Genomic DNA, 12,710 nt, shown 5'->3' with positions numbered 1-12,710 from the left:
TTCGGGCGGCGGATTTTGGCGTCTTCGAATGAACTGAAGACTGACAATTGCGATCACGCCAAACAAATTACCTGCGTTTCGACCACCTCATCTTCATTGGGGCAACTAGCAAACTTTGCTCGAGTTGGAGTGGTTCTGTTAGTCATGGTCCTTTCCGTACCTTCACCCCATAGTCCCCGTGCTGCAGCACGGCGCATCGAACTTGTCGTTCGCAACGAGCGCAAAATCAAAGCCTGCCTGAACTCGCTAAATGCGAAAAAAACGGCCCGCCGTAATAGCTTTCTTGAGTTAGAGGCAGACCGAAGTAACTCCGTTCATTCCAGTATAAAAACAACGCGCAATGTGACGCAAAGATAGTGCCAACCGATGCCGCTGATCGAACTAAAACTTCAAGATTTTTGCGCGACAATATAGCGGCTTTGGAGGATTGAGGCTTGATCAGTCGTATAGAGGATATCGAAGCCTGCGGAGGCAATCTTCCTCTCAAGCACTGATCCAGACACAAAATGCACAAATGGGGCTTTACCAAGAGCCTGCATGATTGGGATCGCGACCCGACTGATCATCGTATACTTGAAACCACCGCTCTCAGGGGCGCAAACGGTTTTGGATATGAAAAACCCACCGGGTTTTGTAAGTGCGGAAATGTGCTCAAGCGCTTGGTCCAAATCGGGCATGAGATGAAGCAAATTGTGCGCCAGGACCGCATCGTAAGACCCTTCGTCAAGACCGTGCTCAAGAACTTCGGCCACCTTGAAAGTGACATTCTCCAATCCTTCTTTCGCACGCTTCTCATCGGCAATCTCGATCATGCCCGGAGCGAGATCCGTCGCGGTGATATGGGCAACATGCGGTGCAAGCAGCAGCGCTGTTGAACCCGTCCCGCACCCGATTTCCAGTACGTTGTCGTCCGCTTTCAGGTACGACTTCGTAAACTCGAGTGTTTTCAGATACCCTTCCATATTGCGGATTGGGTCTGCCGCGTACTTTTGCGAGATTTTGCTCCAGAACGCGGCATCTTTGGACAAAGCAGCCATTTCATTGCTCTCTTACAAGGTTGTTACCGCATCCTTTACGTCCAAACAATCATTTATGGAATTGCCACAATCTGCAGAACTGTTATGCATTAATGCATGAATTGGAACGCCATCAATTTCGACTGGAATCAAGTAAGGTCCTTTCTTGCGACAGCCGAAGAAGGATCGTTTTCCGCGGCGGCGCGCGTTCTTGAGCAAACTCAACCAACTGTCGGCCGTCAAGTTGCTGCACTGGAAACCGCGCTTGGCATCACCCTATTTGAAAGAGTCGGCAAGTCGCTTAATTTAACGACCGCTGGCGCCGAGCTTTTGTTGCATGTCAGAGAAATGGCGGATGTAGCAAACAGGATTTCACTTACTGCGACAAGCCAGTCGCAAGCTGTTGAAGGGCAAGTCAGGATTACTGCATCCGATGTGATGTCTGCCTATCAGCTGCCGCCGATACTGAAAAAAATCCGACTTGCGGCACCGCGACTAGAGATAGACATCGTTGCTGCAAATGACATTCGAGACATACAGCGACGTGAGGCTGATATCGCCATCCGACATGTACGCCCAACTCAGCCGGATCTGACAGCAAAGCTTGTCGCCGAGGCCAGAGCGCATTTTTACGCGGCACCTTCATACCTTGATCAGGTCGGACGGCCTAAAAATGAAAATGAACTTGCGAAATTGGACTTTGTCGGGTTCGGGGACATCGACACGATGATCGGCTTTCTCGATCCGGCGGGCATTCAGGTCACCCGAAGAAGCTTCAGGATTGGCTCACAAAGCGGGATAGTATCCTGGGAATTGGTGCGCCAAGGGTTTGGCATAAGTGTAATGTCGGATGATGTGGCTGCCTTAACGCCAGGTGTGGAGCGCGTGCTTCCCGACCGCGAGCCGTTTAAGTTCCCGATTTGGCTGGCGACGCACTCCGAATTACATACCGCACGAAGGATCAGGTTGGTGTTTGATCAACTGGCGGACCAACTTAGCGCAGGGACCATCAGGTAATCTGGGAGTTCGCTTTATGTCACAGGCTATTCCAACGCTTCACTTGCTATGCGGCAAAGTTGCTTCGGCGAGATACTCAGGAACCGCCCCACGTACAACGGCGTGAGCCCGTCCGACCCGCTGGAACCGGGCTACGGCGGCGGGCGTCGAGGACGTGCTAGCCCCGGAGGCCATTGAACTGGCCGTCGCCGTCGAGGACGAACTGGAAACGGTTGAAAAGAAGGTGCGAGAGCAAAGGGTTAAGACCCGGTGGGATCGGGTGCGCAACAGTGCTCGCAGCGTGTTCGTCATCGAGGAGCGGCAGGAGCCTGACGACAAGGTGGTGGTAAACACCAGCGACCCGAATGCTCTTATGGACATGATTCCAGAACTTGAAACCTTGCTGCGTGAAGCGCACTTGGGTCTCTCCTACGGCGGCATCGGTATCGCCATTCGCAAGGCGCGCTCGGCCTACCTCGCCGTCAAACGGTGCAACAAACAGGGCAACGACATTAACGCGAGGACGGCAAACCGACTAAGGACCCGACCCCCATCGTCAGCACCGGGGGCATCACGGCGAGCCATATGTTGGGTCCGCTCCACAAGGTCGCATATTTCCAGAGCGTAAGGCGCACGAATAGCGGCATAGCCCAGACGCCGGTGTTCACCCCCACCGGCCTCGCAAGCAAAATGGCCAAAACCGCAGGGGCGGCACTGCCAATCCTGAAGGGTGTGGTGGTGTTCCCGGCCATGCACGACGGCCAATTTCTGTTCGGCTCCGGATACCACGAACCCTCGGGACTGTGGCTGGAGACTGGCGAGCTTGACATCGAGGTGTGTGACGACCCCCACAAGGCCGTCACGTTCCTAGCCACGAGTAGCTGTGCGACTTCCCATTCGAAACGGGGGCGGACTTCGCCGCCGCCCTGATGCTGGCCATCTCCCTGTTGCATACCAAAACCGACCTCTACGGGTCGACAATTTCGCTCTTCGCTATGACAGCGCCCAGCGCTGGTATTGGCAAGTCCATCCTGCTTGATCGCGTCAACTGCACCGTCACAGACCAAATCGCCGCAATGACGTCGTTGCCCGAAGACCGGGAGGAACGTGAAAAGCTCATCACCAGTGTGACAATGGAAAGCGCGCCGCTGCTGGCCTTCGACAACGTCACCACCGGCTCGACCATCGGCAACAGCTACCGCGACCCACACCAACTGGTCACGCCCCGCATCTGGAATGCGCGGGTGTCGCAGCTTTCCAAGACCCACTCCGGGCCGACAGGCATAGTCGGTTGCCCTGACCGGAAACAACATCCTCTTGGCGGGCGACACGGCGTCCCGCGCCGTTAAAATCCGCCTCGTGCCACGCAGATTTTAGAATATGACCCTTCGCGACTTTAAGCATCCGGACATTCTGAAGTGGACTCGCGACAACCGGGGGCGAATCCTCGGCGCACTCGCCTGCATCGCCACCGCCAAAGTGCCCTCCGTAAAACCCACTAGCCGATTCCCTTATTGAGAAAGTGCAGTCGCCGGACCGGTGCTGAACGTGGGCGAAGCGCCGGACTTCTTCGTGCCGTGGGTCGAAGCCGGTGAGGCGGACGTCATGGGGAACGCACCAACCGGCCTGGACGACCTCCTGATGTCCGTAACCCTGATCGATGTCAACGGGATGATGCAGCCGCCCGAAGGTGACTGGGTCAAGGCAACTGCAATCATTGAACATGTCGATCCAAGAATTTTTGATAGGGCGTTTGCAGGGAACAAGAGGCCGTCCGCACAGGAATTGACCGGATGCCTGCGCCGCAACCGCGACCCCAAGGTCGACGACGCCTACACACTCCGCGCCAACCGCATGAACCTCGGGAATCGCGCAAAGCGACAGACCAGATGTCCGTTTCGAATGGAACGGACGAAAGATGCACCGGAAATCAGCGAAACCTCCCGCGTTTTCTACGTGAATCTGCTTCGGGGCGAAAATGAGGGGAAAAGTTAAGTTGTTAGTGTGAAGGGAATATCCAACGTGCTAACAAGTACGTCAAAGTCGTGTGTAGGATTTAAGTGAGATAATCTTAAAAGGCACTTTGAATATATAGTAGTAAACTAGAGGATGCAGGGTCAGAACACTTTGATACCCTTGGTCACACCCGCGCCAGCGGAAACCGCTTATGAACCGTCACGAACGGTGCAAACATGCCGCTTAAACGCACCGCAGCGATGTAGTCACGATAGAGGCGATGCCCCTCATAGTTGAGTTTCTGCGTGGTCAGCACGCGGCAGCGCAGATTGTCACTATGGTTTTGCGCAATCTGGACAAATACGGGCATTCCTGTGCGGTCTACGAAAACCGACGGGCACTACAACCTGCGCCATATACTCTCGCTCCGCATTCGTGAGAAAGCGCCGTGACCGGATACATTTCGGGGCAAACTGAAACGAGTGTATCCAGCAATAGGGTGTACAGTGCGACAGCAACGCTGACGTAAAGAGCGTGCGCGAGATGTGGCCTGCGTCATTCGACACGCGAAACCCAAAACCAATGGCGAGCAAGATACACAAAGGGAGCGACCTGGTACCAGCATGCAGTGAGGCTTCGTCGATCGAGAGGCAGGCGTCGGAGTGAGTTTTGTCAGGCCAAGCAAAATCCCGAAAATACAACCCAACCCCGACAAAATCACAGTGGCCAGTGGAGCGCGGCCTCGGCACGCCACGTCACCCCTCTCAAAAATTTCTCGATTTTTTCGTATTGCGTCTTGCGCAATTTTTTTTCGGAACACAGAACTTCAGACAACGGAAGGCTGACCGCGCATAGCAGTATGGCAGTAAGGTTTTCGGTGTTTCCTAGCGCCCTCGGCGGTCAGGTAGCCAAAAGCGGTGACGTCGAACGGCTGCTTCCATTGCTGGAGAAGACTGAACTTGTGCCTGCTACATAGCTTTCGTTCGTAGAATCTCTAAGGACGAAGATACAAATGCGTGATAGTTCCTGATTATGGCAACGAAACCTGCGCGAAATCGAACGCCCATCCCTTACGCGTTCCTTACGCGTTTGCGGTTATTGGTGTTCTTTTTGCTTCAATCTGTTTCGGCCTGGTTCCCTACTTCAGCCGCAGCCTGACCGAACAGGGCGTTGCACCCTATGCGGTCGCATTCTACCGCTACATTATTGCGGCTCTTCTTCTGCTTCCGGTTCTCATCGTGCACCGAAAAGCATGGCGAGAGATCACTTGGGGTCTTTCCGCTGGCACCGTAATCGGACTTGGTTGGATCGGATATGTAACGGCGTTGGAGAAGTTGCCCGCATCGACAGTGGGTGTGCTTTACATGACCTATCCGGTGTTCACCTTAGTTATTGCTTGGACTGTGTTTGGCGATGCACCCACGCGACGCGCCATGTTGGCCGCTGGTCTGATTGTGGTGGCAGCCGTCATAGCTGGCTCGCCTGCATCAGTGGCTGCGGAACATCTACCAACGCTGCTGCTATCCCTTGCCACCCCATTTGGGTTTGGCTTCGGAATTTGCGTCCTGGTACACAGGTTGTCACGGATCGCGCCGTTGGCACGTATCGCGTCAGTTTCTCTGGGGTCTGTACTGGGCCTCGCGCCGCTTATACTTGGTGCTGAGGTTGGAGAGCTTCTCCCAAGGGAACAGTCCGATTGGCTTTTCATTGTTGGTATTGGTCTGGTTACTGCTTTCGTGCCCCAGCTTATTTACACGATATGCTCACCTGTTATTGGGGCTTCCCAAACTGCGGTCGTCGGAAGCATCGAATTACCCACGATGTTTACAGTGGGATACCTTGCCTTTGGCGAAGCCATCTCTTTTCCTCAAGCTTTTGCATGTGCCTTAGTGCTGGGCGCAATCGCGATCACAAGAAGTAGAAAGACGCGCACCGTATCTACCGTGCTCGCAAAATCACCAAGGCGCTAGTATTGGGCTCGAAGACGACATACGCCGGCATTGACACAATGCCCATTTTCGGTTGGCTTGATTTGACTGGTCCAGTTTGATTGTGAGTGGATGACTGCTCTCTGGTCCATCGGGGCGAGAGTTTGCGATGCTTCTCATTTATTTCTTCTCGAAACGGTAAACGCCATCCCAATCAGCCGGAGCTTCAAACACAAAACTGCTGCAGCGATCGATAAAGACATCTACAAGAAGCTTGTTAGATGCGATTTCTCGATGCCTCTTTAAGGCATCTAATGCTTCAGTCCATTTTCCAGACTGATACAAGTCATAGCATGCACGCCAGTCTTCGAGTTCGCGTTTTTTGGCTGCGCTCACCAAAATACCACTCTCATCATCTTTTTCCGCTACCAGTTCAAAGATGCGACTAGGAAAACTAGTCCCGGCAGGCACGACAAAGTCAATTTCGCGCAGCACGAACTTGCTCTCGACATGAACGGCCACATCTGACGATACGAGAATTCTTGTACCGTAAACTTTATTCAACCCTTCCAGTCTGGAAGCAAAATTAACGGCAGCGCCGAGCGCAGTATATTGCAATCTTGAAAGAGACCCAACGTTACCGACCACTACGCGACCGGTGTGCAGGCCGAAACGTGTGTGCAACGGACGTAGTGGTAACGCTTCCTTATCAGAATTGAGTTTCGCCTCAGCCTGCAAACAAGCTAAAGCTGCTCGGCAAGCATGAACAGGGTGATCAGTATCATCGAGTGGAGCATTCCACAGAGCCATAATGGCATCGCCGATATACTTATCCACGGTACCCTGATTGCTGGATATCTCTTTTTCCATTGCTTCGAAATACTCGGACAAGGCAGGCATCAGAACTTCGGGTTCAAGCCCCTCGGTTTGGCGCGTAAAGCCTTTGAGGTCGGCGAACATAAGTGTCACGTCGCGCGACTCTCCCCCAACGCTAATTCTCTCTGCTTTTGAAAGGATAGAGCGCACCAGCTCCTTCGGTACGAACGCTCCGAAACTCGACAAACCAGCTTTCATACTCGCAACGGCAGCCCCGAGTTCGGCGACTTCCTGAATATTTGACTTCAGGTTCAAGTTCTCACTTAGCTCAAAGTTACTGACTTTTCTGGCTTCCGTTGCCACGCGCACGAGGTTTTTGCTCAATAGACGGGCGACAACAAAGGTAAATGAGACAGCCAGAACCAAAGCAAATACGCCGATTTGCATGGCGCGAGTGGTGTTTCTTTTTATTTCTCCGATAAACTCATCTTCCGGCACTATGAGCCCGAGCGTGGGTTGGGCACCGAAGACTTCAGGGATTGGCATCACAGATGCGATATAGTTTCGTTCATCGGATGCTGGAGCTAAGCGGAGAAATTCCTGCTGACTGGTTCGCCATTTATCGATGACACTGTCAATAATTTGGCTACTACCTTCAATTGACTCGTTCGTATTTGTACTCACGAAGCGCGGCTCTCCACCTTCGGACCGCGTGCTGGTGTACGAAAGCAGGCGACCTTCGCGATCTAGCATGAAAACCAAACCATGATCGCCAATCCTGATATCATCTAGGATTTGCGAAAGTGCCGATATTGTTATGTCGAGCGCAACGACGCCAAGCAATTTACCTTCGTCGTCAACCACGGTTTTTGAGAACGTTGCACCCAGACGCCCTGTACTCTCAAACTGATAAAGCGGCGAAACGTAAACGCCGCTTTGCTCCAACGCCCCTCGATACCAAGGGCGTGTTCGAGGGTCGTAGACAGTGGTTCCACTAAGAAATGGTATGGCCAGCGAACGACCATCCGACCAAAAGTAAGTCTCGACGCGCTCGCCAAATTGCTCGGAAATTACCCGTTGAACGCGATCTATGCCTTCCGGCACAGGCAAGGCGCTCGTACCAAAAGTTTTCCAATGTTTTGGGAGGTTAATATTCTGAAAAAAGTCTCCGGATTCTTCCTCGCCAAAATACAAGCCATAGTAGTGCTCATTGCCTTGCATCTGCGAATAGAGCACGTCCAAACCTGCACTTGAGCCAGCATAGTCCGTAAATTTAGAAAGAAAGACAGATGCAGAAGATACGACACTTCCCGCTCCGCGTATCACGGTTAGCATCTCATCGACTGACTGACTTCTGGCCTCCGCCATCCGCTCTTTCGCAGTACGAATGGCGAGCTCTTTGTTGCCAAAATAAAGAATGGCAACAAGCATGGTTGTTACGGCCAACGTGAGTAGCGTGAATAACGTCGCAACGCCGATATGGAGACGTACTTTCATACCCTCAATTAGTCAAAATGTAACAATAGAAGTCCAGTCGCTCGTTGCCTCACAAATGAGTATCTTGAGCACTTTGTTGTCTGAAGACACAAAGTACTGGCACTATTGTTCTTTCCTGGCTTCTTCGGCGTTTTTGGCTCGCCCAAACCGGACGCCACTCAAACCGAATTATTCTAAAAAACAGATAGTTATTGCTTGGTGCATTCACTTTCTGAAAACGGAGCGGGACATTTTGCCAACACCGCTCTTCAAGCCTAGTCATTCCGGAAATCCGAGTGGCCGACCCGAGCTGGACCCCGAGATGAGAAAGTTGCCTCAGTCGAAAGGCGAAACCGCTGTGAAACGCATGAACGATCCATTGTCGATGGATGAACTCTTCAATCGCATTGATGGGAACGGCGAATTTGTATCGAGAAAACTCTCTGGCACAAAACAATTCGCCTTGTTGGCTTTAGCTCAGGACCGAGCCTTCGGACGAGCAGATGGTGTCAGCATTACACATACCCACAGCGGAACTGTCGCATGAGCGTCAATCCAACACAGCGGCTAAAAGACATCAGAGTCAGCCTTCTAGAGAGATAGGCTCAAGAGAAGGTGATTGAGGCAATTCTTGATGACGACGAGTAGTCTCTGACCATCACGTAGCTGCTGTCAGATTTGGAGGCTTGGGTTTGTGCCTACGGGCCATGCGCCCGCGCACGTAAGGCCCCTCTATTTGACGACGCTGCATATCATCTTACAGCTACTGCGACCCTTTCCAAAAAATTGGGGGGACCTGCATATGTGGGTAGCATTTTCGACGCCCGAGGGTTCCGGCTTTTTCTCGGCGTTGCCAAGTATGAGGACGGCAACACCAGCGGGCTGCACATGGGGTCTCGCGTCTGTAGGCGTAGCATCTTATGCCTGCCCGGATCGGTCTAAATTGTTCAGTTCGGAGTTTCTAAAAACCATAGGGCGCTCATTCAGTTGTCGTTGAGCCTAGGCACCCGTATCAGAGACTCGGCGTTGACTGAAAGTAGCTATATTGGCGGAAGCTACGACGCGCCGAACTCGTACCCCCTCATTTACAATCGCAAACCCCATTCAAGACGCGCCGCACCTACCCGCTATCGCATGTGAATGTTTGAATTGTGACAGTTTTATGAAAGAGACGTGTGAAGCTTGCTGACGTTACGGAAAGCACTTCATCACTATCGTTGGTTGCTTGAGGGTTTCGTTGGGTGACACACCAAACCAACTAACCCCTCAAATTCAGTCGGAAAAACCAGAACGTTCTAAAAATATAAGCATGTCACCCACGGTCAGAGGATCGCATTGTGGCGAAATTGTGTCTACGATTTATCGTGAAACTTTCCGTTTCGGACCTAGAAACAAATCGTTTCGTCGTAAAACTGGGCGATACGGGGTTTCCCCAATTTTAACCAAACGGCTTTGATGTCACAGTAAATCAGACTACACACACCTGCACTCACTCACGGGTGAGAAAAAGGGGCTGGTCCTTACCCCCTTGACCAGCCCCTCACATCACCAACTTCCTAAAGATTTCAAAACAAAGACAGCTTTAGTGGAAATTCGTATTTTGCTGCTATCCACTCGCAGGTCGATTGAAGACGCCAAAACGCACAACCTTGTCCAACTCTGGTCTTGTGCGTAGCCTTTGGGGCCATGTGCAACCTCTACTCCAACACCATCCCTGCCACAGCGATGCGCCAACTGTGTGACGTGACCGTTGAATGTGACGGGTTGGGGAATGCGGAACCATTACCAGCCATCTATCCAAAGCCCTTAGCCTCTGTGGTCGGGAAAGGCGACGAAGGTAAGCGTGAGTTTGTCCCGCTGAGCTGGGGCTTTCGTACGACAAAGAAGTCAAAGAAAACTGGTGCTGTTATCCAACCGGGTGCCTGGAACAACGCATGTGATGACAAGGTTCGCTCAAACGGTTTGTGGAAACAGAGCTTTGAGGAGCGGCGTTGCCTCGTTCCGGTTGGTTCGTTCTGTGAGGCCCAAGGAAGAAACCCTGCCACCCACCACTCGTTCGCCCTGAAGGGCGATAAAGACCGCCCGCCACTTGCATTTGCGGGTATGTGGCAAACCTCGCGATACCAGGGCAAGGAAGGAGCTGAGGAGGTTGAAACCTACACCGTCATCACTACGGCAGCCAATGATCTGGCAAAGCCCATACACCCGCAGAGAATGCCCGTCATCCTCAAGCCAGAGGACTATGAGCAATGGATGGATGGCAACGCGGATGATGTATTTGAACTGGTGAAGCTCTACAATTCAGATGAAATGCGCATTGTTCGAGCTGGTGAGCGCGAGAAATCGGATCCCGCAGGAAAATAGCCGTGAAAATCGCGTCTCATAGGCAAACTGGCGTAGATGTCTGCTAAGAGCCCGAAGCGGAAGTTCAACTGACCTTTGGTTGCTGACGTGTTCCCCGTATAGCGAACTCGGCTAGAGCAATTCGGTTCGGTCGATACTAAACAGGTCTATCGCCTTTCACGGTCACACGTCGCCCTTTTCGCTCTGCGGGCCAATAGTCCCAGATAGCGCGATGCATACAACATCGGTTGTCCCAAAAGGCCATGTCGTTAATCGACCACCTGAACCGGATTTGATAGTTGATTTGCTCCGCATGCTCGAAAAGCATTTTGAGGATCGCATCGCTTTCCTTATCCGACATGCCCAAAATCTTTGTTGTAAATGTTCGGTTCACAAATAGCGACTTCCGGCCGGTTTCCGGATGAGTCCTAACGATCGGATGAACTGCTTCGGGACAGTCAATTTCGCTGTCTTTTTGCCCCCGGTCGCTATAGCGGCCTTTGTAGATATGCTCGGAACTATGAAGTGCAGATAACCCGTTGATCATGTCTTTTATCGGCTCCGAAAGATCATCGTAGGCCGCATACATATCACTGAACATGGTATCCCCGCCGCAGGGTGGTGCAATATGGATTTGCAGCATAGTTCCAAGGGGCGGCGTCTCGTCGCAAGAGACGTCAGAGTGCCAGAACTCGCCGTTTGCTACCTTGGAATTCTTAGTTGCATGTATTTCGAAAATCTCCGGATACCCGTCCATCGTTGGGGCTGCGGGGTGCGCATGAAGCGGTCCAAAGCGTTTACCAAATTCGATGTGCTGCGTAGGCGGTATTTCCTTCTGCTCTTTAAAGAACAGCACCTGGTAGGTGTGAAAGGCGTCGCAGATCTCCGCAAACTGATCGTCAGGTACAGGCTGGCTCAAATCGACTCCGTAGATCTCGACGCCAAGGTTTGGAGCGAAGGGTTTGGCAACGATGGAAGTATAGGCGTTGGATTTGGGAGCAACCATAAGCACCTCTGGGTTTGATTTCTTTGGGCATGCTATGCGCAAGGTACACACCAACAAAAATGAACAAAAACGAAATTTCTTTGACTAATTGGTGAAAAACATTCACATACCGATCACGGATTAGGCGGTAGAGAGGTTATCGGAATGAGCATTCGGTCACTGCGAACTCTAATAGCAGTTCATCGACATGGTAGCTTCCGTGCCGCGTCAGAGGCTGAGCATCTAACCCCCTCGGCGGTCAGTCACCAGATGCGGAATCTGGAGGTCACGTTGGGGCTCGAATTATTTGACCGATCATCCAAATCGCCCAAACTTACTCATACCGGGCTAACGTTCGTGGGAGAGGCTGTTGCGGTGGTGGCCGCATATGATGGTTTGGCGGAAAGGGTGAAGTCGAACAACGAACTCTTTGGTGAAATAACTTTGGGTGCCGTTCCAACGACCCTGACTGGACTAGTGCCGATTGCGCTAGCGAGACTAAAATCCGTGCATCCGGATATCCATGTACGGATTGTTCCAGGTTTGACTAATCAGCTTTTGCTACAGTTAGACCGCGGGCAGATTCAAGCGGCGATCATTTCCCGACCAGATGTTCTGCCAAACACGTTGGAATTCTCTGAAATTGTATCCGAAAAATTGGTACTGCTTGTCTCGGAAAACACCCAAGATGTACCTCCGAAAGAACTGCTTGGTGCGTCACCGTTTATTCGTTTTACGCGTGATGCGGTTGTAGGAAGGCAAATCGAGACTTGGCTGCAAAGAGAAGGCATTGAAGTCAAAGACGCTATGGAACTAGAGAGCCTTGAAGCAATCTCAAGTATGGTGGCCGCTGAACTTGGCGTTTCAATCATACCAGACAGCCGCTTAGCTGCATATGACCACTTGCGTCTTAAAAGGATCCCCCTTGAACAGAACGGACCTAGGCGCATTGTTGGTTTGGCAAGTATGACCCCATCGCCTCACACTAAAATGGTCGACGCAGTTACGGTGGCGCTATTGGAAGCAGCAGATAGCCAACGGGTTTATTCGTGAGTTGGCACTCCATTTGGTATCCACAAGATGTTTTCGAACACTTGAACTAAGAAAACTGGAAGTCAAAATTGGGCTTGGGCCAGTCACTGGCATGCAATTTGGAGAAAAACAGCTTCGAGCCTACAGAGAGCATTCATCCGA

Annotated in this window: 12 protein-coding genes; 8 read left to right on the top strand and 4 right to left on the bottom strand. The window is 52.0% G+C overall.

Annotated features, from left to right (window positions below; translation table 11 throughout):
* Positions 1 to 389 precede the first annotated feature (389 nt).
* Complete coding sequence (locus tag ACR0NO_RS08485) at positions 390 to 1,037, bottom strand: class I SAM-dependent methyltransferase (RefSeq protein WP_480723637.1); 648 nt, start codon at positions 1,035 to 1,037, stop codon at positions 390 to 392.
* A gap of 96 nt (positions 1,038 to 1,133) precedes the next feature.
* Between ACR0NO_RS08485 and ACR0NO_RS08480 the strand changes: the two genes are divergently transcribed.
* From ACR0NO_RS08480 to ACR0NO_RS08465, 4 genes are all read left to right on the top strand, one after another.
* Positions 1,134 to 2,033, top strand: coding sequence for a LysR family transcriptional regulator (locus tag ACR0NO_RS08480; protein ID WP_480723636.1), 900 nt, complete (start codon positions 1,134 to 1,136; stop codon positions 2,031 to 2,033).
* A 154-nt stretch (positions 2,034 to 2,187) separates the two neighbouring features.
* The gene (locus tag ACR0NO_RS08475) at positions 2,188 to 2,640 is read left to right on the top strand and encodes a hypothetical protein (protein WP_480723635.1); all 453 of its coding nucleotides are present in this window, start codon (positions 2,188 to 2,190) and stop codon (positions 2,638 to 2,640) included.
* 301 nt (positions 2,641 to 2,941) lie between these two features.
* Complete coding sequence (locus tag ACR0NO_RS08470) at positions 2,942 to 3,361, top strand: hypothetical protein (RefSeq protein WP_170551948.1); 420 nt, start codon at positions 2,942 to 2,944, stop codon at positions 3,359 to 3,361.
* Between the two features lie 190 nt (positions 3,362 to 3,551).
* Positions 3,552 to 4,007, top strand: coding sequence for a hypothetical protein (locus tag ACR0NO_RS08465; protein WP_480723634.1), 456 nt, complete (start codon positions 3,552 to 3,554; stop codon positions 4,005 to 4,007).
* A 145-nt stretch (positions 4,008 to 4,152) separates the two neighbouring features.
* Here the strand turns inward: ACR0NO_RS08465 and ACR0NO_RS08460 are convergent, their stop codons facing one another.
* Positions 4,153 to 4,338, bottom strand: coding sequence for a hypothetical protein (locus tag ACR0NO_RS08460; protein ID WP_480723633.1), 186 nt, complete (start codon positions 4,336 to 4,338; stop codon positions 4,153 to 4,155).
* Positions 4,339 to 4,984: 646 nt separating this feature from the next.
* On the opposite strand from ACR0NO_RS08460, the gene ACR0NO_RS08455 reads away from it, so the two are divergent.
* Complete coding sequence (locus ACR0NO_RS08455) at positions 4,985 to 5,938, top strand: DMT family transporter (protein ID WP_480723632.1); 954 nt, start codon at positions 4,985 to 4,987, stop codon at positions 5,936 to 5,938.
* A gap of 138 nt (positions 5,939 to 6,076) precedes the next feature.
* Here the strand turns inward: ACR0NO_RS08455 and ACR0NO_RS08450 are convergent, their stop codons facing one another.
* Positions 6,077 to 8,143, bottom strand: coding sequence for an adenylate/guanylate cyclase domain-containing protein (locus ACR0NO_RS08450; protein ID WP_480723631.1), 2,067 nt, complete (start codon positions 8,141 to 8,143; stop codon positions 6,077 to 6,079).
* Between ACR0NO_RS08450 and ACR0NO_RS08445 the strand changes: the two genes are divergently transcribed.
* Positions 8,130 to 8,735 (top strand): hypothetical protein, encoded by a 606-nt coding sequence (locus tag ACR0NO_RS08445; protein WP_480723630.1) that lies wholly within the window; start codon positions 8,130 to 8,132, stop codon positions 8,733 to 8,735. The genes ACR0NO_RS08450 and ACR0NO_RS08445 overlap by 14 nt on opposite strands.
* Before the next feature lie 1,139 nt (positions 8,736 to 9,874).
* Positions 9,875 to 10,552 carry an SOS response-associated peptidase gene (locus ACR0NO_RS08440; RefSeq protein ID WP_480723629.1) on the top strand — a complete coding sequence of 226 codons (678 nt, stop codon included), beginning with the start codon at positions 9,875 to 9,877 and terminating at the stop codon, positions 10,550 to 10,552.
* Between the two features lie 136 nt (positions 10,553 to 10,688).
* On the opposite strand, the gene ACR0NO_RS08435 is transcribed toward ACR0NO_RS08440, so the two are convergent.
* A complete protein-coding gene (locus ACR0NO_RS08435) occupies positions 10,689 to 11,537 on the bottom strand; it encodes a TauD/TfdA dioxygenase family protein (RefSeq protein WP_480723628.1) in 849 nt (282 codons plus the stop codon).
* Positions 11,538 to 11,681: 144 nt separating this feature from the next.
* On the opposite strand from ACR0NO_RS08435, the gene ACR0NO_RS08430 reads away from it, so the two are divergent.
* A complete protein-coding gene (locus ACR0NO_RS08430) occupies positions 11,682 to 12,569 on the top strand; it encodes a LysR family transcriptional regulator (RefSeq protein WP_480723627.1) in 888 nt (295 codons plus the stop codon).
* The last annotated feature ends 141 nt before the right edge of the window (positions 12,570 to 12,710 follow it).

It is taken from the genome of Ruegeria sp. CL3, assembly GCF_056536505.1.
Note: the sequence above shows the minus strand (reverse complement) of the source record. Positions and strands in the feature narration are given on the sequence as shown.

What these genes read in the sequence shown, in the direction of transcription:
- ACR0NO_RS08485 (WP_480723637.1), bottom strand. Translation starts at nt 1,037, where the DNA reads ATGGCTGCTTTGTCCAAAGATGCCGCGTTCTGGAGCAAAATCTCGCAA.
- ACR0NO_RS08480 (WP_480723636.1), top strand. Translation starts at nt 1,134, where the DNA reads ATGAATTGGAACGCCATCAATTTCGACTGGAATCAAGTAAGGTCCTTT.
- ACR0NO_RS08470 (WP_170551948.1), top strand. Translation starts at nt 2,942, where the DNA reads ATGCTGGCCATCTCCCTGTTGCATACCAAAACCGACCTCTACGGGTCG.
- ACR0NO_RS08460 (WP_480723633.1), bottom strand. Translation starts at nt 4,338, where the DNA reads ATGCCCGTATTTGTCCAGATTGCGCAAAACCATAGTGACAATCTGCGC.
- ACR0NO_RS08445 (WP_480723630.1), top strand. Translation starts at nt 8,130, where the DNA reads ATGGCAACAAGCATGGTTGTTACGGCCAACGTGAGTAGCGTGAATAAC.
- ACR0NO_RS08450 (WP_480723631.1), bottom strand. Translation starts at nt 8,143, where the DNA reads ATGCTTGTTGCCATTCTTTATTTTGGCAACAAAGAGCTCGCCATTCGT.
- ACR0NO_RS08440 (WP_480723629.1), top strand. Translation starts at nt 9,875, where the DNA reads ATGTGCAACCTCTACTCCAACACCATCCCTGCCACAGCGATGCGCCAA.
- ACR0NO_RS08435 (WP_480723628.1), bottom strand. Translation starts at nt 11,537, where the DNA reads ATGGTTGCTCCCAAATCCAACGCCTATACTTCCATCGTTGCCAAACCC.
- ACR0NO_RS08430 (WP_480723627.1), top strand. Translation starts at nt 11,682, where the DNA reads ATGAGCATTCGGTCACTGCGAACTCTAATAGCAGTTCATCGACATGGT.